At 63.9% G+C, this 18429-nt stretch carries 18 protein-coding genes, 1 tRNA gene and 1 pseudogene; 14 read left to right on the top strand and 6 right to left on the bottom strand.

Features of this window, described 5'->3' with window-relative positions; all coding sequences use genetic code 11:
• The first annotated feature begins 76 nt into the window (after positions 1–76).
• From EAV90_RS33065 to EAV90_RS33035, 7 genes are all read left to right on the top strand, one after another.
• Positions 77–628: a ubiquinol-cytochrome C chaperone family protein gene (locus EAV90_RS33065; protein WP_129145809.1), complete on the top strand. Its 552-nt coding sequence runs from the start codon at positions 77–79 to the stop codon at positions 626–628.
• The gene (locus tag EAV90_RS33060) at positions 625–1191 is read left to right on the top strand and encodes a YceD family protein (protein ID WP_122402943.1); all 567 of its coding nucleotides are present in this window, start codon (positions 625–627) and stop codon (positions 1189–1191) included. The genes EAV90_RS33065 and EAV90_RS33060 overlap by 4 nt, the downstream gene beginning before the upstream one ends.
• Before the next feature lie 295 nt (positions 1192–1486).
• Positions 1487–2548, top strand: a complete 1062-nt coding sequence (gene plsX, locus EAV90_RS33055; RefSeq protein WP_122402944.1) for a phosphate acyltransferase PlsX — start codon at positions 1487–1489, stop codon at positions 2546–2548.
• Entirely contained in the window at positions 2545–3525 is a 981-nt protein-coding gene (locus EAV90_RS33050) for a beta-ketoacyl-ACP synthase III (RefSeq protein ID WP_122402945.1), read from the top strand. Before plsX ends, EAV90_RS33050 begins: the two co-directional genes overlap by 4 nt.
• 133 nt (positions 3526–3658) lie before the next feature.
• On the top strand, positions 3659–4003 hold the full coding sequence (locus EAV90_RS33045) for an integration host factor subunit alpha (RefSeq protein ID WP_162500246.1): 345 nt from the start codon (positions 3659–3661) through the stop codon (positions 4001–4003).
• Between the two features lie 24 nt (positions 4004–4027).
• Positions 4028–4606, top strand: a complete 579-nt coding sequence (locus tag EAV90_RS33040) for a MerR family transcriptional regulator (RefSeq protein WP_122402946.1) — start codon at positions 4028–4030, stop codon at positions 4604–4606.
• Between the two features lie 114 nt (positions 4607–4720).
• Positions 4721–4798, top strand: a tRNA-Pro gene (locus tag EAV90_RS33035).
• 1036 nt (positions 4799–5834) lie between these two features.
• Here the strand turns inward: EAV90_RS33035 and EAV90_RS33030 are convergent.
• Entirely contained in the window at positions 5835–6506 is a 672-nt protein-coding gene (locus EAV90_RS33030) for a TetR/AcrR family transcriptional regulator (RefSeq protein WP_162500247.1), read from the bottom strand.
• Between the two features lie 121 nt (positions 6507–6627).
• Between EAV90_RS33030 and EAV90_RS33025 the strand changes: the two genes are divergently transcribed.
• Positions 6628–7602, top strand: coding sequence for an alpha/beta fold hydrolase (locus EAV90_RS33025; RefSeq protein ID WP_122406630.1), 975 nt, complete (start codon positions 6628–6630; stop codon positions 7600–7602).
• Positions 7603–7732: 130 nt separating this feature from the next.
• Here EAV90_RS33025 and EAV90_RS33020 read toward each other — a convergent pair whose 3' ends face one another.
• Entirely contained in the window at positions 7733–7972 is a 240-nt protein-coding gene (locus EAV90_RS33020) for a hypothetical protein (RefSeq protein ID WP_122402948.1), read from the bottom strand.
• A gap of 357 nt (positions 7973–8329) precedes the next feature.
• Here EAV90_RS33020 and EAV90_RS33015 point away from each other — a divergent pair, with 357 nt between their 5' ends.
• Together EAV90_RS33015 and EAV90_RS33010 are read left to right on the top strand one after the other, a co-directional pair.
• On the top strand, positions 8330–9301 hold the full coding sequence (locus tag EAV90_RS33015; protein WP_129145808.1) for an SDR family NAD(P)-dependent oxidoreductase: 972 nt from the start codon (positions 8330–8332) through the stop codon (positions 9299–9301).
• Positions 9302–9564: 263 nt separating this feature from the next.
• Complete coding sequence (locus tag EAV90_RS33010; RefSeq protein WP_122402950.1) at positions 9565–10677, top strand: alpha/beta hydrolase family protein; 1113 nt, start codon at positions 9565–9567, stop codon at positions 10675–10677.
• 16 nt (positions 10678–10693) lie between these two features.
• Here EAV90_RS33010 and EAV90_RS33005 read toward each other — a convergent pair whose 3' ends face one another.
• Complete coding sequence (locus EAV90_RS33005) at positions 10694–11200, bottom strand: MarR family winged helix-turn-helix transcriptional regulator (protein ID WP_162500248.1); 507 nt, start codon at positions 11198–11200, stop codon at positions 10694–10696.
• Positions 11201–11608: 408 nt separating this feature from the next.
• Here EAV90_RS33005 and EAV90_RS33000 point away from each other — a divergent pair, with 408 nt between their 5' ends.
• Entirely contained in the window at positions 11609–13165 is a 1557-nt protein-coding gene (locus tag EAV90_RS33000) for a porin (protein WP_122402952.1), read from the top strand.
• Positions 13166–13438: 273 nt separating this feature from the next.
• Here the strand turns inward: EAV90_RS33000 and EAV90_RS32995 are convergent, their stop codons facing one another.
• From EAV90_RS32995 to EAV90_RS32985, 3 genes are all read right to left on the bottom strand, one after another.
• Entirely contained in the window at positions 13439–13930 is a 492-nt protein-coding gene (locus EAV90_RS32995) for a GcrA family cell cycle regulator (RefSeq protein ID WP_162500249.1), read from the bottom strand.
• 75 nt (positions 13931–14005) lie between these two features.
• Positions 14006–14203, bottom strand: coding sequence for a hypothetical protein (locus EAV90_RS32990; RefSeq protein ID WP_024341172.1), 198 nt, complete (start codon positions 14201–14203; stop codon positions 14006–14008).
• Positions 14204–14403: 200 nt separating this feature from the next.
• Entirely contained in the window at positions 14404–15345 is a 942-nt protein-coding gene (locus tag EAV90_RS32985; protein WP_122402954.1) for an acetamidase/formamidase family protein, read from the bottom strand.
• Positions 15346–15513: 168 nt separating this feature from the next.
• On the opposite strand from EAV90_RS32985, the gene EAV90_RS32980 reads away from it, so the two are divergent.
• The 3 genes and pseudogenes from EAV90_RS32980 to EAV90_RS32970 all read left to right on the top strand — a co-directional run bounded on the left by EAV90_RS32980 (position 15514) and on the right by EAV90_RS32970 (position 18296).
• Positions 15514–16281, top strand: a complete 768-nt coding sequence (locus EAV90_RS32980; protein ID WP_162500586.1) for a YdcF family protein — start codon at positions 15514–15516, stop codon at positions 16279–16281.
• A 54-nt stretch (positions 16282–16335) separates the two neighbouring features.
• Positions 16336–17108, top strand: a pseudogene (locus EAV90_RS32975) (DUF169 domain-containing protein).
• A gap of 9 nt (positions 17109–17117) precedes the next feature.
• Positions 17118–18296: a saccharopine dehydrogenase family protein gene (locus EAV90_RS32970; protein WP_122402957.1), complete on the top strand. Its 1179-nt coding sequence runs from the start codon at positions 17118–17120 to the stop codon at positions 18294–18296.
• Positions 18297–18429 lie beyond the last annotated feature (133 nt).

Below are 18429 nucleotides of genomic sequence, written 5' to 3'. Positions count from 1 at the left end.
TGCGTCGCGCGAGGCGCTGAAGTACCGGGCTGGGCGTCTGAATGCAACACGCGCGCGCCCGCTTGCGGAAACCACAATGCTTTGGCCGTTCAATCACTTCAGGAAACCCCGGCGAACCCCATCGGACACCATTGAAGCCATCTATGGCATGATCGTGACGCAGGCGCGAGAACCCATATTTTACCGCGACTTGGGCGTGCCCGATACGGTTAACGGGCGTTTCGACCTGTTGCTGCTGCATCTCTGGCTGCTGCTGCGCCGCCTGCGCACGGCCCAGGGCGCCACCGACCTGTCCCAGGCGCTGTTCGACCGCTTCTGCGAGGATATGGATGACAATCTGCGCGAGATGGGGGTGGGCGATCAGACCGTGCCGAAGCGGATGCGGGCCTTCGGCGAGGCCTTCTACGGCCGCGTCCAGGCCTATGACCAGGCCATGGAGGACGGCGGCGAGGCGCTGGCATCGGCGATCTGCAAGAATATCTTGAATGGGACCGGCTTCGACCAGGCGCAGCGGCTTGCGGCCTATGCGCGGGCCAGTGAGGCCGATCTTGGCCGGACCGAGGAGGCTGCGCTGCTGCGCGCCGCCTTCAAGTTTCCTCCAGCACTCCCTGAGGATGTCACGCCATGAGCCGACCGAATGCCGGATCCGAGCCCGATCCCTGGCGGGCGCCCGTCATCGTTGCGCAGATCCCCGACGCCGGGCTGCATCGCGAGCTGGAGGCCTCGGCGGCCGAGCGACGGGCCATGGCGGAGGTCGCAGGCCTCCGCGAGATCCTGTCCGCCCATGCCAGCTTCGATGTCGTGCCGAAAAGCGGCGGGCGGGTCCAGGTCACGGGGCTCGTTCGCGGCCGGATCGGCCAGACCTGCGTCGTCACGCTCGATCCGATCGAGAGCGAGATCGAGGAGGAGGTGGACCTGATGTTCGCCCCCGAAGCCGAGGCGCGCCGCCTGGCCGACCTGATCGAGGAGGGACAGGATGGCGCGCCGTCTGAGGTCGCCGACCCGCCCGAGCCGATCGCTGGCGGCATCATCGACCTCGGCCGCCTCGCCACCGATGCCCTGTTCCTGGCGATCGATCCCTATCCGCGCAAGGAGGGGGCCGTGTTCGAGACGGAGGTCACCGCGCCCGATCCCGAGGACCATCCCTTCGCGGCGCTGAAGGCACTGCAGGACAAGAAGAAGGGCCAGTAGGGCATTTGCGCTTGCGGCCGCCTTGCGATCGGACCCGAGCCATTTGCCTTGATGGTTTGAAAGAACCTCTTATCTTTCTGATTTCAATGCGTTTCCTGCGAAATACGGTGTTCGCGGCCGGATCGTCCCGAATGCAAAAGGCTGGGGGCAAGAGGTTGTTTCGGGGGCACAAAACGCTATTGTCGCGCCCCGGTCCGGGTGCGGCGTGGCGCTTGGCCGATCGCCATGTCCGTGGCGAACCCATTTTGCGGCCCCGCTAGCACAGACCGCACCAGACCAGGTTTCCAGGACTTTTATGCCAAGCAAGGTTCGCATCGCGCTGGACGCCATGGGAGGCGATGTCGGCCCCGCCGTGGTCATTCCGGGCGCCGCCATCTCGCTGGGCAGGCATCGCGATACCGAGTTTCTGCTGGTCGGCGACCGCGCCAGGATCGAGCCCGAGCTCGATAAGCACCCGAAGCTGAAAGCCGCCTCCAAGATTGTCCATACCGACGTCGCCGTCAGCATGGAGGACAAGCCGAGCCAGGCGCTGCGGCGCGGCCGCAAGACCTCCTCGATGTGGCTCGCGATCGATGCGGTCAAGAAGGGCGAGGTGGATGTCGCGATCTCCGCCGGCAATACCGGCGCGCTGATGGCGATGGCGCGCTTCCATCTGCGGACGCTGCCGGGCATCGACCGGCCGGCCATCTCCGCGATCTGGCCGACCATGCGCGGCGAATCCGTCGTGCTCGACCTCGGCGCCACCCTCGGCGGCGATGCCCACCACCTGGTCTCGATGGCGGTGATGGGCGCGGCCAAGGCGAGCGTGCTGTTCAACAAGACGCGGCCGACGGTCGGGCTGCTCAATATCGGCGCCGAGGAGATCAAGGGCCACGAGGAGATCCGCGAGGCCAGCGAGATCCTGCGGGCGAGGAACCTGCCGGAGCTCGACTATATCGGCTTCGTCGAGGGCGACGGCATCGGCAAGGGGCTGGCCGACGTGATCGTCACTGAAGGTTTCAGCGGCAACATCGCGCTCAAGGCCGCCGAGGGAACCGCGCGGCAGATGGCGGAATTGCTCCGTAACGAGATGCGGCGGAGCTGGCTCTCCAAGCTCGGCTATGTGTTCGCCCGCAGCGCCTTCCAGGTCCTCCGCGACAAGATGGACCCCAACAAGTCCAATGGCGGCGTGCTGCTGGGACTGAACGGGGTGGTGGTCAAGAGCCATGGCGGAACCAACGCCGAAGGCTTTGCCTATGCGATCGATGTTGGCTATGAGATGGCTCACTACGATCTCCTGAACAAGATCAATCAGATGCTCAACCGCGAGGGTGGTGCACTCAGTTCCGTGCAGGCCGCGCAGGAGGCTGTTTCGTGACTCAAATTCGTTCGGTCGTGCTCGGCTGCGGCTCTTACTTGCCGGAGCAGGTGGTGACCAACGCCCAGTTGGCGGCGCGTATCGACACCTCCGACGAGTGGATCGTCCAGCGCACCGGCATTCGCGAGCGGCACATCGCGGCCGAGGGCGAGTTCACCTCGCACCTCGCGATCAAGGCGGCCCAGGCCGCGCTCACTGATGGCGGCGTGGACGCGCAATCGATCGAGCTCATCGTGCTCGCGACCTCGACGCCGGACAACACCTTCCCCGCGACGGCGGTCGCCGTGCAGCACGGGCTCGGCATCAACCATGGCGCGGCCTTCGATCTCCAGGCGGTGTGCTCGGGCTTCGTATTCGCGCTCGCTACCGCCGACAACTTCCTGCGTACCGGCGCCTACAAGCGCGCGCTGGTGATCGGTGCGGAGACCTTCTCGCGCATCCTCGACTGGAACGATCGCGGCACCTGCGTGCTGTTCGGCGACGGCGCCGGCGCCGTGGTGCTGGAAGCGCAGGAGCAGCCGGGCAATGCCGCGACCGATCGCGGCGTCCTGACCACTCACTTGCGCTCCGACGGCCGCCACAAGGCCAAGCTGTTCGTCGACGGCGGGCCGTCCTCGACCCAGACCGTCGGCCATCTGCGCATGGAAGGCCGCGAGGTCTTCAAGCATGCGGTCGGCATGATCACCGATGTCATCGTCGATGCCTTCAACGCGACCGGGCTCAATGCCGACAGCATCGACTGGTTCGTGCCGCACCAGGCCAACAAGCGGATCATCGATGCCTCCGCGCACAAGCTGCATATCGCGCCGGAGAAGGTGGTGCTGACGGTGGACCGCCACGGCAACACCTCGGCGGCTTCGATCCCGCTGGCGCTGTCGGTGGCTCGCAAGGACGGCCGCATCAAGAAGGGCGATCTGGTCCTGCTGGAAGCCATGGGCGGCGGCTTCACCTGGGGTTCCGCGCTGGTGCGCTGGTAAGCCACATCAGATAAAATTTTGCCGGAATCAGCGCCGATTATGAATGCGTCGGCATTGATGAGCGCTGTTGACCGTCGTATCGTAACCTCATAATTTCAGACAACAATTGTTCGCCGTGAGGTGGGGCAGGGCGATGACCGAGACCAGCAAAACCGTAACGCGAGTTGATCTTTGCGAAGCCGTCTACCAGAAGGTAGGTCTGTCGCGCACGGAGTCGTCCGCCTTCGTGGAACTCGTGCTGAAGGAGATCACCGACTGCCTGGAGAAGGGTGAGACGGTGAAATTGTCATCGTTCGGTTCCTTCATGGTGCGCAAGAAGGGTCAGCGTATCGGCCGTAACCCGAAGACTGGCACCGAGGTGCCGATCTCGCCGCGCCGCGTCATGGTGTTCAAGCCCTCGGCGATCCTGAAGCAGCGGATCAATGCCCAGCACCGCACCAACGGCGACGCCACCAAGGCACAACAGGAAGAGGCGTAACCGCCTTTCGGAAAGGACTGGCATTTGGACAAGGCGCCGGATGCGTTCCGAACCATCAGCGAAGTAGCGCAGGAACTCGACATTCCGCAGCACGTGCTGCGGTTCTGGGAGACCCGCTTCTCCCAGATCAAGCCGATGAAGCGCAGCGGCGGACGCCGCTATTACCGCCCCGACGATGTCGACCTGCTGAAGGGCATCCGCCGGCTGCTCTACGGCGAGGGCTACACCATCCGCGGGGTGCAGCGGATCCTGAAAGAGCACGGCGTCAAATCGGTGCAGGGCCTCGCCGACAGCGCGGCAGCAGTCTCGTTCGGAGCCATCGAGGACGCCATCGGGCAGAGCCTGATGGAGCCCGAGGACGAGGCGCCCATCAAGGGCATCACCGACACCGACGATGACGACTTCCAGGGCGATGAGGAGGAAGGCATCGACTTCCGCTTCACCGAGATCGACGACGAGGAGATCCTCACCACCTTCCGCAAGGGCGGCGCCGCCGCCGCACCCGCCGGCCCCAGCGCGGTGGACCGGGAGCGCTTGGGTCGGGCACTTGCCGATCTCGTCGCAGCCAAGGAGATGCTGGATCAGGCGCTGAAGGACGGGTGAAGAGCTGCTTCCCGCCGGCTTTGCGGGCAGTTCCGGGACGGTTTGGGCGGATACACCAAAATGGTGTGACGTCGCCTTGCGCAAAGCGGCGATCCTAGCTAATGGAACGACATTCGGAGCGTGGCGCAGCCCGGTTAGCGCACTAGTCTGGGAGACTAGGGGTCGGAGGTTCAAATCCTCTCGCTCCGACCATTTTTCCAAATACTTTCGATCTCGTCTCGAGACGGCCCGTTTGCAGCGGGCCGCCCGTTTACAGGCGGTTTACGCAATCCGTTCGCTCCGCGTTCTCTTCGGCTAGGAGGCCAAAGGCGGAGAGTCCACGAGATCGACACCACGCGCGTCGTCGAGACCCGCGCCGGGGCACCAAGTCCCAGCCTACATCCCAAACATGACAACGGACGGCATCGACTCCGTAAGCCGCCGCGACAGGGCACTGTACGGCTCGATCAACTAACGCATCTGGCGGGCCCTTCTGGCTGCGAGCACTACCGCTCCGAACGACCGCCACTTGCGATGGAACCGGAATAAACATATGATAATCTTATTGAAACTCAGAGTTGCGTTAATTGAAGCACATTGCACCAGGCGGGCTCCGGTGCCGCACAGTTTTCACTAGGCCTGACAAGATCGCGCTTGCTGCCATCGGGGCTATGGCAGCGTTGGCAGTTCTCTCGGGCTTACTGAACCCACAATCGGAGACAACCAAAAGCGTGTTTCGCACCCCACCCAGCTGCTATTCAATCGGCACCTCGGTAGCCCCAGGGTGTTCAGCGACGCCAAGTGACACGACGAAATAGCCCGCGGACTTTGACTTCGCGTAGTTCGAGACGGGGCGAGCTATGAGGTCCGTCGACATCGTCGGAGGGGTTCTTCTAGGGATCGAGATCATCGCTACACCAAGCGCGAGCAGAAGCCCGCTAGCTTGAGGCCGAGCCAACGATGCGATCAGCTAACGAAGCATCAAAGTCTTGCGAAGGCTGCATGCGTAGAAAACCAACCGACCCCGCTGCCTGGGGAGCCGATGCATTGATGCTCCAATTTCGGATCGAGCGAATGGCAAGTGGGTTGGCAGGATCAGCACTGTATTGGTGCCTCTTGTCATGATCTGCCGTCAGCGTGCGATCGCGATCCTCCAAGGGGAGGTCTGGGAGAGCATCTTGAATATTCGTCCTATGATGCCATCGAGCTTACGCTATCAACTCCAAAATCGGCAGTTGCCAGGTAGGGGCTAGCCAAGCGCTGGTTTTGCGGCGGCGCGCAGCTCTGGGTTTGAGCTTACGGCCAAATACCCCACCACCATCCGCGTCGTCTCGTCCACCAGGACCTTCACCCTCTTCTCCGACAGCATCTCGGCGTGGTTCAGCACCGTGTTGTGCGCGACGGCCTCGATCGTGCTGACGCAGATGAACGTCGCTAGGCCCGGATCGATCTTGCGCATCTCCTTGCGGCGGCTTCCGAGATAGGTGCGCACCAAGGTGTGGACTTCGCGGTTGAAGGCTTCGACGTCCTTCAGCTGGCCGGTGCGGGGGATCTGCTCGGCGAGGACGCGGTGGAGTTTCGGGTTGATGCGGTGGGCTTCGATTGCGACGGTGACGAGTTTTCGCACGGCTTGCTCGATCGGCATGTCGGCGACTTCAAGGAGCGCGGTGCGGACGAGGCCCATGATCTCCTCGTTGTGGCGGTCGATCACGGCGGCGACGAGCGCCTCCTTGCTCGGGAAGTATTGATAGAGCGAGCCGACGCTGACGCCGGCGATCTCGGCGATGCGGTTGGTGCTGGCTTTCTCAAAACCTTCCTTGACCAGAATGCGAGCAGTCGCCTCGACCAGCGCGTCGACGGTGGCGCGGGATCGCTCCTGCGAGGCATTTTTCCGGGGTTTTGTGGGCGGTTTGCGGGCCACGGCCTTGTGATCTGAATGCGAGTAGGAAAAGCGAGTGAATGCTCGCATTATAGCGGCAAGCGGCGGCGGGTCGGCAAGCCTGTTTGTCGCCGCCGCGAACGCGCCAGATGGGGATATGGCCATGAGCGTTGCCAGGATCGTGTCGGCCTTGCAGTTTTGCCCGGGTGGTTGCGTGTTCAGTCCACCGGCCCGGCGCGATCCCGCGCCAAGCCTGCAAAGCCGCGCCTTCAACCTGCTGCTGCGCCTTCTTCCGTTCAAGAAGCAGCTGGCATCAGCCGAAGCCGTGCAGGCCCACGTGCGGAAGCTCGCATTGGAGCCTGTAACGTTCGAGCCGACGGGGCTCGGCCGCGGCGTCGAGGCGACGCTGACGAAGATGGGCGGCTGGCCGGTCTATTACACGGCACCGTCGTCGGGCCATGAGGGGTGCAACTACGTCATGTTCCTGCATGGCGGCGGCTTCATCAATGAGATCGTGCCGGCTCATTGGCGCTTCGTCGGACAGATGACTCGGCAGGCGCGCGTTTGCTGCGTCGTGCCGATCTATCCGCTGGCGCCGCGCGCGACTGCGAAGGACGTCGTGCCGACGACGGCCGAGCTGCTGCGCATGCTGCTGGAAGACGCAGGGTCCGCAAAGGTCACGGTGGTCGGCAATTCCGCCGGCGCAGGGCTCGCGCTCGCGGCCTGCCAGTGGCTGCGCGATCGCGGCCATCGGCAGCCGAGCCGTCTGGTGCTGATCTCGCCCGCGGCCGATGCGTCGGTCAGCCGCGTGGAGCAGGTTGCGATCGCTGCGCGCGATCCGATCCAGGACATTCCGGGGATCGTCGAGGCGGGACGGCTCTATGCCGGCGAGCTCGATGTCGGCCATCCCTTCGTCAGTCCGCTCAACGGCGCCTTCCGCGCGCTGGCGCCGATGACGATCTTCTCGGGGACGCGCGATCTGCTCTACCCTGACAGCGTCGATCTCGCGGAGCGGGCGCGGACGGTGGGCGTGTCGGTCGAGCTGCATCTTTTGCGCGGCCAGCCGCATAATTATGCGTTGATGCCGACGCCGGAAGGACGGCGGGCGCGTGCAATCATCCTGCGTGAGATTGGGTAGGAATGTGGCGTGATCATCGTCACAGAGCGCGTTGCCGCGAACGGTCCGGCGCTGGCGGCGCCCGCGTGGAGGGATAAGGCGATCCCCGGGGCGTTTCCTCGTCGTCTTGCTATCCGTTTTTTGCGGGCCTTCAGGCGCGGCCCTTGATCTCGTAGTGACCTGGCACGCATTTGTAGCGCTCGAGGCGCCAGTTGGCGTGATAGATCGGATGCTCGCCCATCCATTTCGCTAAGGGGGCCTGTGCACCGACCGCACACTGCATCATCGAAATCTCGGGCGTCATGTTGCTGTCGGTCACGATTTCCTCGACGCAAGCGCCCGAGGCAGACGCACCTAGCCGGCAGAGCACCGCTACGACGGTCACGAACATTCCTGTCACCTCATTGGTTGTTTCTGACCACGAAGAGGATGCAAGCGGAGTGCCAGAGCCTGTTACACGCAAACAACACGCTGGCTTGGCCGACTCAAACCCAGCGTCCATTCCCCCGTGGTTCCCGCATTTGTCCGGCTTCGGGTTATGGCGGTGCGCCTTGAGACGCCGACCGCGCGCTCCGCGTGGTGACCGCACTGGAGTGGCCGATAATCCGTGTGCCGAAATAACTGATGCCGAATGGCATCGCCGATCCGCTTTTACCCGCGGATGCGGCGCTGCTACAGTTTTGCGCGCGCCTCGCTAAATGGCGCTGCGACGAAGAAACATACCGACAAGGGGAGGGACCGAAGTCCGATGAAGGATTTTGCTGGAAAGATCGCGGTCATCACCGGCGGCGGCACGGGGATGGGGCGCGAGCTCGCGCGGCAGCTCGTCGCCGAAGGCTGCAACGTCGCGATGTGCGACGTCTCGGAAGCGGCGATGGCCGAGACCAAGCGGTTGTGCGAGGTCGACAGGCTGCCGCAGGGCCTGCGCGTCACGACGCATGTCGCCGACGTCGCGATCGAGGATCATCTGAAGCGCTTTCGCGACGAGCTCGCGGAGCAGCAGAAGACGGACAAGATCCATCTCCTGTTCAACAATGCCGGCATCGGCGGCGGCGGCAGCCTGTTCACCAACACGCGCGAGCAGTGGGAGCGCACCTTCAACATCTGCTGGGGCGGCGTCTATCTCGGCGTGCGCACCTTCCTGCCGATGCTGGTGGCGGCGGACGAGGCCCACATCGTCAACACCGCGAGCGTCAACGGCTTCTGGGCCTCGATCGGCATGAACCAGGCGCACACAGCCTACAGCTCGGCCAAGTTCGCCGTGAAAGGATTTACCGAAGCGCTGATCAACGATCTTCGCCTGCATGCCCCGCACGTCAAATGCTCGGTGGTGATGCCCGGTCACATCGGCACCTCGATAGTCTCCAATTCGCGCAAGGTGCAGACGGGCGACGGCTCGGAGCGGCTCAGCGACGACGAGGTGGCGCTGACCCGCAAGCGCATGGCCGCGGCCGGCGTGCCGGATGCCGACAAGATGTCGGACGACGACATCCAGGCGGCGTTCGCCGAGCGCGCCCGCAGCTTCCTGGAGGATGCGCCGACGACGGCGGCGCAGGCGGCGAAGATCATTCTCGACGGCGTCAAGGCGGAGCGCTGGCGTATTCTCGTCGGCGAGGACGCCAAGCATCTCGACGAGCGGGTGCGCGCCACGCCGGAGCAGGCTTACGACCGCGCCTTCTACGAAAGTTTAACGCAAGAGGTGGGCTGGCGGCTCGGGTGAGTCGGCACTGCCGACCCACTCAAGAGAAGCGCCCAGATGTAGGTATGATGGTCGTCATGACAAGAGGTGCGCGGCTGATTTCGCGTGCCAGCTCCCGCCAATTGGTAGCCGTATGATGAATTGGAATATCGGGCATGCGACAGGGACGATCGTTCAAGCGATGGTGATCTCAAGCGAGTCTCATTTGAAGCACGGTAGCTTGGTTGCTGAACTGAAATAGTTTAGTCAATCAGGGTAACGCGACGACCAGAGCGTAGCTCACCATGATGCCCGCATGCCTCTCCGACGATTTGATCTTTTGCCCGGAGCGTGAGGACATCTCCGCTGAATTCACGCGGCTCCTCACCGCGGCGCAGGAGGGTGGCGCCACCATCGCAGAATGCCTGCTGATCGCCCGCCAGCTGAAGCGTGGCGACGATCAGTCCTGGCACCGTGAATGGAAAAAGCTCGCGCGGGCCAACCGGCACCGCGCCGAAGCCGCGTTCGCGGAAGGGCACATGGCGAGCGCGCAGCGCAACTGGCTGCGCGCGATGAACTACTACGCTGCGGCGGCGATGCCGCTCGAGGCGGCCGACGAGCGCCGCTGGGTCGCGGTGCTCGCGACGCAGGAATGCGCCCGCCGCTATCTGTCGGCACGCACGCCCCCCGGCGAAGTGGTGACGATCCCCTGGCTCGATGACCATTCGCTGCAAGGCTATTTCCTGCCTGCGCCCTCGGGTCGAGGGCCGGCCCCGACCGTGATCTGCATCGGCGAGCCCGGACACCGCAAGGAAGAGTTTCTGTTCAAGCTGGCGCCGCATGCGCGCGAGCGTGGCTTTGCAATGCTGGCGCTGGATCTGTTCGGCGATCAGCGCGACGATTATCTCGATGTGCTGCTGCGGCGCCGGGATCTCGAAAGCGCAATTCCGGCCGTGATGGACTATCTGGAGACGCGCAGCGATGTCGATGTCGGCCGCATCGCCATCGTGGCCGATGGCTGGGGCTCGTCCTTCGTGGCACGCGCGGTGTTGCAGGAGCCGCGACTGGCGGCGGCCGTTTGCGACGGCGGACTGTGGGACTTGCACGAGCGGGCCTTCTTCGCCAGCCGCTTTGCGATGAGCGACGTCAGCATCGTTCCGGTGCCCCATGCGCCGCTGATGGCCTCCAGCGCCGAATGTCCGGTGCTGATCACGCTGGGCGAGGACGGCTGGCTCAAGGCCGACCGCGCCCGCCAGATCGTGCAGACGTCGCGGCTTGGCAGCTCCGAGGTCATGCTCAAGGTGTTCACCGCCGGTGAAACCGGCGCCGCGCAGGCCCACGCGGACAATCCGAGCCTCGCCAACGAATACATCTTCGACTGGCTTGAATCCCGGCTCAGTTCGCCTCTGCGAATCTGAAGCGCTACGACCTCCCTTAGAAGTCGAGGCTGAGGCGGACGCAGGCCTTCTCGAGGCGCGACTTCAACATCGCGAGCTTGGTGGTGAATTCGGTGAGCTCGTGCTCGTCGAACTCCTGGAAGACGAATTCCTTGATCGTCTTGTACTGTTCGTTGAGGCTCGCGAGGTGCTTCTGCGTCTTCTCGGTCAGGGACAGCCGCACCACTCTTGCGTCCGTCGGCGAGGGGCGGCGGCGCAGCAGGCCTTTCTTCTCGAGCAGCTTGGATTGCGTGGTGACGAAGGACGGATCGACGTGGAGGAGCTTGGAGACGACGTTGACCGGGATGCCATCGTCCTTGTCGAGGTCGGAGATCGCCATCAGTATCAGCCATTGCGGGCCGCTGATGCCGAGCGTCCGCGCCCAGATCTGCCGCACTTCCTCCAGATACATGTTGATCGACGATATCTCCCAGGTGAAGCGCCTGATGATATCCAGGTTGGCGATCGAGCGCAGGCGCGCTCCCTCTTTCCTCGTCGCGGACACAGCGTCACTCCCGTGAACTGATCTTTCAGGCCGGTGATCGTGGGATGCCATAGTCCACGCAAGCCTGCCCCGACGCAAGTGCAGAGCAGGGTAATTTTGTCACTAAAATTACAAAGATGAGAAAGTCAGGCTATAGGCTTCGGCGGAAGTGTTGCGCCGCGGGCACAGGTTTAGCGAAACCAGAAAGCTGATCAAATAAACTATTTTGATTAGCGAAACGGCGCAGGCATATTGATGCGTGACGGTGGGGGGTACTCGATCGTCCCGTTGCAGGTGGTTCGCTCACGTCCCTCGCCTCGATTGCGGGTGTGGCCGAAAGCGCAAAGCGGCCGAGCGGATTTGAGAGACGGGGATCTTGGGGGGCCTCACGGTCCGGTCTCCGTAAAATGAGCAACTTGGAGGTTTTAAATGAAAGTGGTGAAGAGCCTTTTGCTCGGCACTGCGGCGGGTCTGATCGCCGTCGGTGGAGCCCAGGCCGCCGATCTTCCGGTCAAGGCCAAGGCGGTCGAGTACGTCAAGATCTGCACGCTCTACGGCGCGGGCTTCTACTACATCCCGGGCAGCGACACCTGCATCAAGCTGGGCGGCTATTTGCGTGCCGAAGTGGCGCTCAACGCCGGCGGCAATTACAGCGCCCAGTACAACGGCGTGTTCGCGGCCAACAACCGCCTGACCAACTACTACTCGATGCGCGCGCGTGAAGATCTCAACATCGACACCCGCACCGCGACCGAGTACGGCGTCGTCCGCACCTATTTCGACGCGGTCTTCACCTGGACGACCGGCAACTATGGCGGCACCGGTTCGGCCACGGGAGCGACCCAGTACAGCGGCACGATCGGCCTCAACGCGGCCGGCACCGGCCTCACCGGCTCGAGCGGCGGCGCCGTCAACGGCACGGACGGCGGCATCTCCGGTGGCGCGCTCGGCGTCTACTACGCCTTCATCCAGTTCGCCGGATTCACCATGGGTAAGGCGGTGTCGCAGTTCGACGCGCCCTGGATCAACTATCCCGGCAACAATTTCGACCAGCTGGTCGGCGGCAGCGGCACCACCAACGGCGTGGCGCAGTTCACCTACACGGCCGATTTCGGCCAGGGCATCACGGCCTCGTTCTCGGCGCAGGACCAGACGCAGGTCTTCCAGACCAACATCTGGAACACGGCCGGCATGTCGACCACGGGCGTGCTCGGCGGTGCCTACGGTTCGAACGACCTCGGCGGCAGCCGCTCGCCCGATCTCGTCGCGATGGTTCGCGTCGATCAAGCCTGGGGCCTGTTCCAGGCGTCGGTCGCGGCGCACGACAACCATGTCGCTTACTACGGCGCCACTGAAACCACCGGTCATCCGGAAGACAAGTGGGGCTGGGCCGTCCAGCTCGCATTGGGCATCAAGAACATCCCGACTGGCGCCGGCGACGTGATCAACATCTCGGGCGTCTACACTGAAGGCGCGAGCCGCTACAACTTCCAGGAGCTGGCCGCGACCAGCTACTCGATGTTCGGCAGCTCGAACGCGGCCTATCAGAGCATCGGCTTCGCCGGCGTGTCTGATGCGGTGTTCGCACCGGGCGGCAGCCTCGAACTGACCAAGACCTACGGTTTCCGTGGTGCCTACACCCACAACTGGAATCCGTACTGGAACACGGCGCTGTACGGCGCGTGGGCTGCGGTCAATTACAGCGGCACGGCGAAAGGCCTGATCTGCGGCAGCGCCGCGTTCGCCACCCTGACCGGCACCTGCAACCCGGACTTCAACATCGGCCAGGTCGGCGTCATCACGCGCTGGACGCCGGTGAAGAACCTGACCTTCTCGGCCGACTTCACCTACAGCCATCTCGACCAGAAGTATTCGGGCGCGATCACGACCGGAGCCCTGACCGGCGTCGCCAAGCCGGCGGCGACCTACGAGCTGAAGGACCAGGACACCTACAGCCTGCTGCTGCGCGCCCAGCGCAACTGGTAAGCTTGGGGTATCGAGCCCTTGATGAAGCCCCGGCGGGAAACCGCCGGGGCTTTTTTCCGCAATGAGGGGCGTTCGGAAAATCCGGCAGCCGTTGCGAAGCGCGAAGACGAGCCATGCGGTTCGATCGCCTCAAATTTATTTACTTACCTGAGTTACTAAGCTATATGGCTTTTGGCCAAATACGAAAGTTGCGGCTCTTAGCTTCACGCTAAGCCTCCAGAAACCTCCGGTGATGCCCCGCCGGAGGTTTTTTGTTTTTGGAGATGCTGCAGATCAACCGCGCATCGCGCGAGCGCGCGCATACGGCCGGTAGGCGAGGCGGCTGTGACCGGCGCAATAGGGCTGGCCGTCGGGCGTCGTGTTGCCGCAGAAGCAGAAATCGTCTTCGCCCGGCGTCGAGATCGGCCATCGGCAGCGGTTCTCGGACAGCTCCAGCAGCGAGCAGCGATTGGCGTCGTCGATCGGGCCTGCGACCACCGGCGCGTCGGCCTCGCCATAGATGGTGGCGAGCATCTCGTATTGCAGCCGCGGCACGGCCTTGCGCGCCCGCGCCGGCGCCAAGCCTCTGTCCTGGACCTTGCGGTCGTCGAATGTCCGGCCGCGCGTCAGATTCAGCCGCGACAGCTTGCCGATCACGGCGTTGCGGCTGACGCCGATGTCGGCGGCGATCTCGCTGCAGGAGAGGCCGGCGTCGAAGTGCCGCTTCAACAGCTCAATGCGTTCGTCGGTCCAAGTTCGTGAAGAGGCAGGCGAGAGAACAGGCATGTGTTGCGATCCCAGGTTGCAGATGTCGGCCATCCGCCCGCTCGGAGATCCGTCCGCCTCACGTCCGGCGCGCGCTCACGTCCTGCCATTGTCGCGGATCGACAGAAGCCCGTCCTTGATGGCGAGACGGATGCCTTCCTCGATCAATGTCCGCGCGACGCCGGGAACGCTGGTGCCGTGGGTGCCCTGTCTCACCAGTTTCTCCAGATAGGCGATGGTCGAGAGCGCCAGGGTTACGGGAATGCGGTCAGTCTCGGCTTTTTCGGTGGCCATGGCCCGAACGCTAGCCTCTTACTCGGGTACATAAAAGTAACGATTAAGACTCTATTTAGTTTCGGGGGTGGAAGTCAAATCAGCGCCGGGGCAGCAGCTCACCTGGTTGGAATCGCTTGGGAATCGGACACGTCGCGGCGCGCCGCAGGGAAGACCGGGCGGCGGCTCGATGTCGGCAGGTCGGGGAAGGGCGCGGCGGCTCAGCCGTGCACGATCGTCTTTTCGATCATGCAATGGATGCCCTTGGCGCCGTTGACGGTCTGGGTCACGCGCAGGTCTGCGGCCAGGCTGCACAGCGTGTAGGCATCCTCGCGCGATAGATTTCGCGTCTCGCCGAGCAGCGCGATCATGTCGCGCAGCGCACGCACCACGCATTGGTCGAGATCGGGGTCCATCGCCATGGTCATGTAGTGCGTCGGCGTCTCGGCGCGGGGGTACTCGAGCCTGAGGTCCTTGCGCAGCGTGAGGCGGAAGCGGCCCCGCAGCGCGGTCTCGATCGCGGTGACGCAGACCTCGCCGTCGCCCTGCACGCCATGGCCGTCGCCGCAGGAGAACATCGCACCTGGCACGAACACCGGCAGATACAGCGTCGCACCCGCACCGAGCTCCTTGTTGTCGAGATTGCCGCCCATTGCGCGCGGGATCAGCGAGGAGATACGGCCCCAGCTAGGTGGCGGCGATACGCCCATCACGCCGAAGAACGGTTTGAGCGGCAGGTCTAAACCCCAGGGCATGCGGCCGACCATCCGCGTCCGGTCGAGTGGGATGTTGAGGAAGCGCGTCTCGTGGAAATCGTCGGGCAGGGTGCCGGCCAGCGGCTTGATCATGTTCCAGCCCCAATCCTGCCGGAGCTGCACGTCGAGGATCTCGACCGCGAGCACGTCGCCGGGCTCGGCTCCCTCGACCGCGATCGGGCCGGTGAGGATGTGGCCCGGCAGCATGCGCTCGTTTGTGGCATGAACCTGGTGCATTTCCGGCGGAATGTGAAATTTGTCGCGATCGGGCAGCACGTCCGGACCGCCGCTGATGGTATCGACCGTCACCTCATCGCCGCTGGCAATGGTGAGGACGGGCTTGAGCGCGGCTTCGAAGAAGCCCCAATGACAGGTTTCGGGGGTGGAATGCAGGTGATGATGGGTCATATGCCGCGTCCGGTTGGTTTCATCGGCCGCGGGCTTGACCCGGCGATCGATCCTCTTTCAAGAAGATTTCTGAAGATGGCGGGGCCGGTCAAGCCCCGCACAGACAGGCAAGATGATTTCAGCGAGGCTCCCCTGTTTTTCGTTCTTTCCAAGACCCTCGGCACCGCGCTGCTGCCGATCAATCTCCTGGTCGAGCTCGGAATCCTGTCTGTCGTGCTGATGGTGACGCGCTTTGCCGCGCTCGGCCGCAAGCTTGCCGTGATCACGCTGGTGCTGCTGGCGCTCGCGGCGTTCTCGCCGCTCGGCAATCTGTTGATCTATCCGCTGGAGTCTCGCTTTCCTGCGTGGGACGCCTCGCGCGGCGCGCCCGACGGCATCATCGTGCTCGGCGGCTCGGTCGACACCGATCTGTCGGCGGCGCATCGCACGCCGGTCGTCGCGCACGCGGCCGATCGTCTGTTCGCGCCGGCCGAGCTTGCCCGCCGCTATCCGAGCGCGCGCATCGTGTTCACGGGAGGCAACGCGAACCTGGTTTCGACCGAGGCGAAGGAGGCCGACTATTCCGCGCCGATCCTGGAGAACCTCGGCATACCGAAGGAGCGCCTGATCCTCGAACGTGACTCCCGCAACACCTGGGAGAATGCGATGTTCACCAAGAAATTGGTGTCACCAAAGCCGCGCGAGCGCTGGCTGCTGGTGACGTCGGCCTTCCACATGCCGCGCTCGATGGGGATCTTCCGCAAGGCTGGATTTGACGTCGAGGCGTATCCGGTGGACTGGCGGATGGGCGGACGAGACGATTTGTTTTCCTTCACGAATATGGGTGCGGACGGACTCGGCCGAACGGAAGTGGCCATCCGCGAGTGGATCGGCCTCGTGGCCTACCGTCTGATGGGCCGAACCGGCGAGTTGCTTCCAGGACCGGGCAGGGACTAGAACGAGGGCACCAAGACAAGAACACGGCGCGCGATCGCCGGCGCGGAGGAAGCCATGCAACAGCAGAGTGCAGACAGGATCGATCTTGCCGGCCTCGTCGCCGATCTCAACAGCTTGCTGCGGCTGAAGACCAACGTGATCGGCATGAAGTTGTTCGCGACGGCCGCAGAGATGGAGGCGATCCCGAAAATCCGCCGCCCGAATGCAATTCACACCACCGATCAGATCGTCAGCATGGCGGCGCGCCTCGGCTGGACCGTCGGCATCACCGCCGACGATCTCGTAGGTAGCCAATGCCGCGCCGTGATCGGGCTCAGCCCCCAGGACGACAAATGGCTCGCCGGCGAGAACTATGGCATGGTACCGCAGAAGATGCGCGCAAGCGCCAGGAGGCGCTGGACGTGGTTCCGTTCGGACACTATCAGGCGCTCGCCGTCAGTCCGCTGGCGAGCGGCCGGCTCGATCCGCCCGACATCTGCCTCGTCTATGCAACGCCGGGGCAGATGATCATCCTGATCAACGGGCTGCAATATACCGGCTACAAGAAATTCGAGTGGGGCGTGGTCGGCGAGACCGCGTGCGCGGATTCCTGGGGGCGGGCGCTCAAGACCGGGGAGCCCAGCCTGTCCTTGCCATGCTATGCCGAACGGCGCTATGGCGGCGTGCCGGACGAGGAGATGCTGATGGCATTGAAGCCTTCGCATCTCGCCAAGGCAATTGAAGGCATGAAGGCGCTGGCCAAGAACGGCCTGCGCTATCCGATCCCGCCCTATGGCATTCAAAGTGACGTCCGTGCCGGCATGGGCGTGAGTTACGCGAAGAAGTAAAGGCCGATCATGAGCTCTGCGAAATTCGACATCGTCGTCTACGGCGCGACCGGCTTCACCGGCCAGCTCGTCGCCGAATATCTGGCGGCCCATTACAAGGACGACATGGCGCTGAAATGGGCGATGGCGGGTCGCAGCCTCGACAAGCTGAAATCGGTGCGCGACGCCATTGGCGCGCCAGCCGACACGCCGCTGATCGTGGCGGATGCGTCGGACGCGGCGTCGCTGAAGGCGATGGTGGCGCAGACCAAGTCGGTGATCACGACGGTCGGTCCCTATCAATTCTATGGCGAGGACCTGCTCGCGGCCTGCGTCGCTGCGGGTGCGGACTATTTCGATCTCTGCGGCGAGCCGGTCTGGATGCGACAGATGATCGACAAGTACGGTGCGGCGGCCGAGGCGAGCGGCGCGCGCATCGTGTTTTCCTGCGGCTATGATTCCGTGCCGTTCGAGCTCGGCACTTTCTTCGTGCAGGAAGAGGCGAGGCGTGTGTTTGGCGCGCCGGCCCCGCGCGTGAAGGGCCGCGTGCGCGACATGCGCGGCACGCTGTCCGGTGGCACCGCGGCGAGCGCGAAAGCGACCTTCGACGCCGTCGCGAAGGATCTCAGCCTCGTCGCCATCCTCAACGATCACTTCGCGCTGACGCCGGGCTTCACCGGCCCGAAACAGCCGAAGGGCAACAGGGCGACTTACGAGGAGGACCTGCAATCCTGGGCCGCTCCGTTCATGATGGCGCTGATCAACACCCGCAACGTCCATCGCTCCAACATGCTGATGGGCTTTCCGTACGGGAAGGACTTCGTCTACGACGAGATGGTCCTGACCGGTCCCGGCGAGAAGGGCGAGGCCAATGCGAAGCGCGTGATGGCGGCCAATGCCGAGAAGACCGGTCCGAACGCACCGAAGCCAGGCGAGGGGCCGTCGAAGGAGGAGCGCGAGAACGGTCTGTTCAATCTGCTCTACGTCGCGATTGCTCCCGACGGTCGCATGGTCCGCGCCGGCGTCACCGGAGACCGCGATCCCGGTTACGGCTCGACCTCGAAGATGATCTCCGAATGCGCGATCTGCCTGCTGCGCGACGCAGCAGACGTTCCGGCCGGTTTCTGGACGCCGGGCGCAGCGATGCAGCACAAGCTGATCAAGCGGCTGGTCGATCACGCCGGGCTGACGTTCGGGGTGGAAGGGTAGGTTGGCTCTCGTAGCAACCATTAGATTCGCCCGATCGCTGAGGGTAGCATGACGCCGTTTGCGGCCGTCAAGGCGTGGCCTGGCGGCAGCGGAGATGGAGTTGAGGCCAGGGCGACGGCCAGCCTTTGACGGC

Source organism: Bradyrhizobium vignae (assembly GCF_004114425.1).
Lineage (GTDB): Bacteria > Pseudomonadota > Alphaproteobacteria > Rhizobiales > Xanthobacteraceae > Bradyrhizobium > Bradyrhizobium vignae.
Note: the sequence above shows the minus strand (reverse complement) of the source record. Positions and strands in the feature narration are given on the sequence as shown.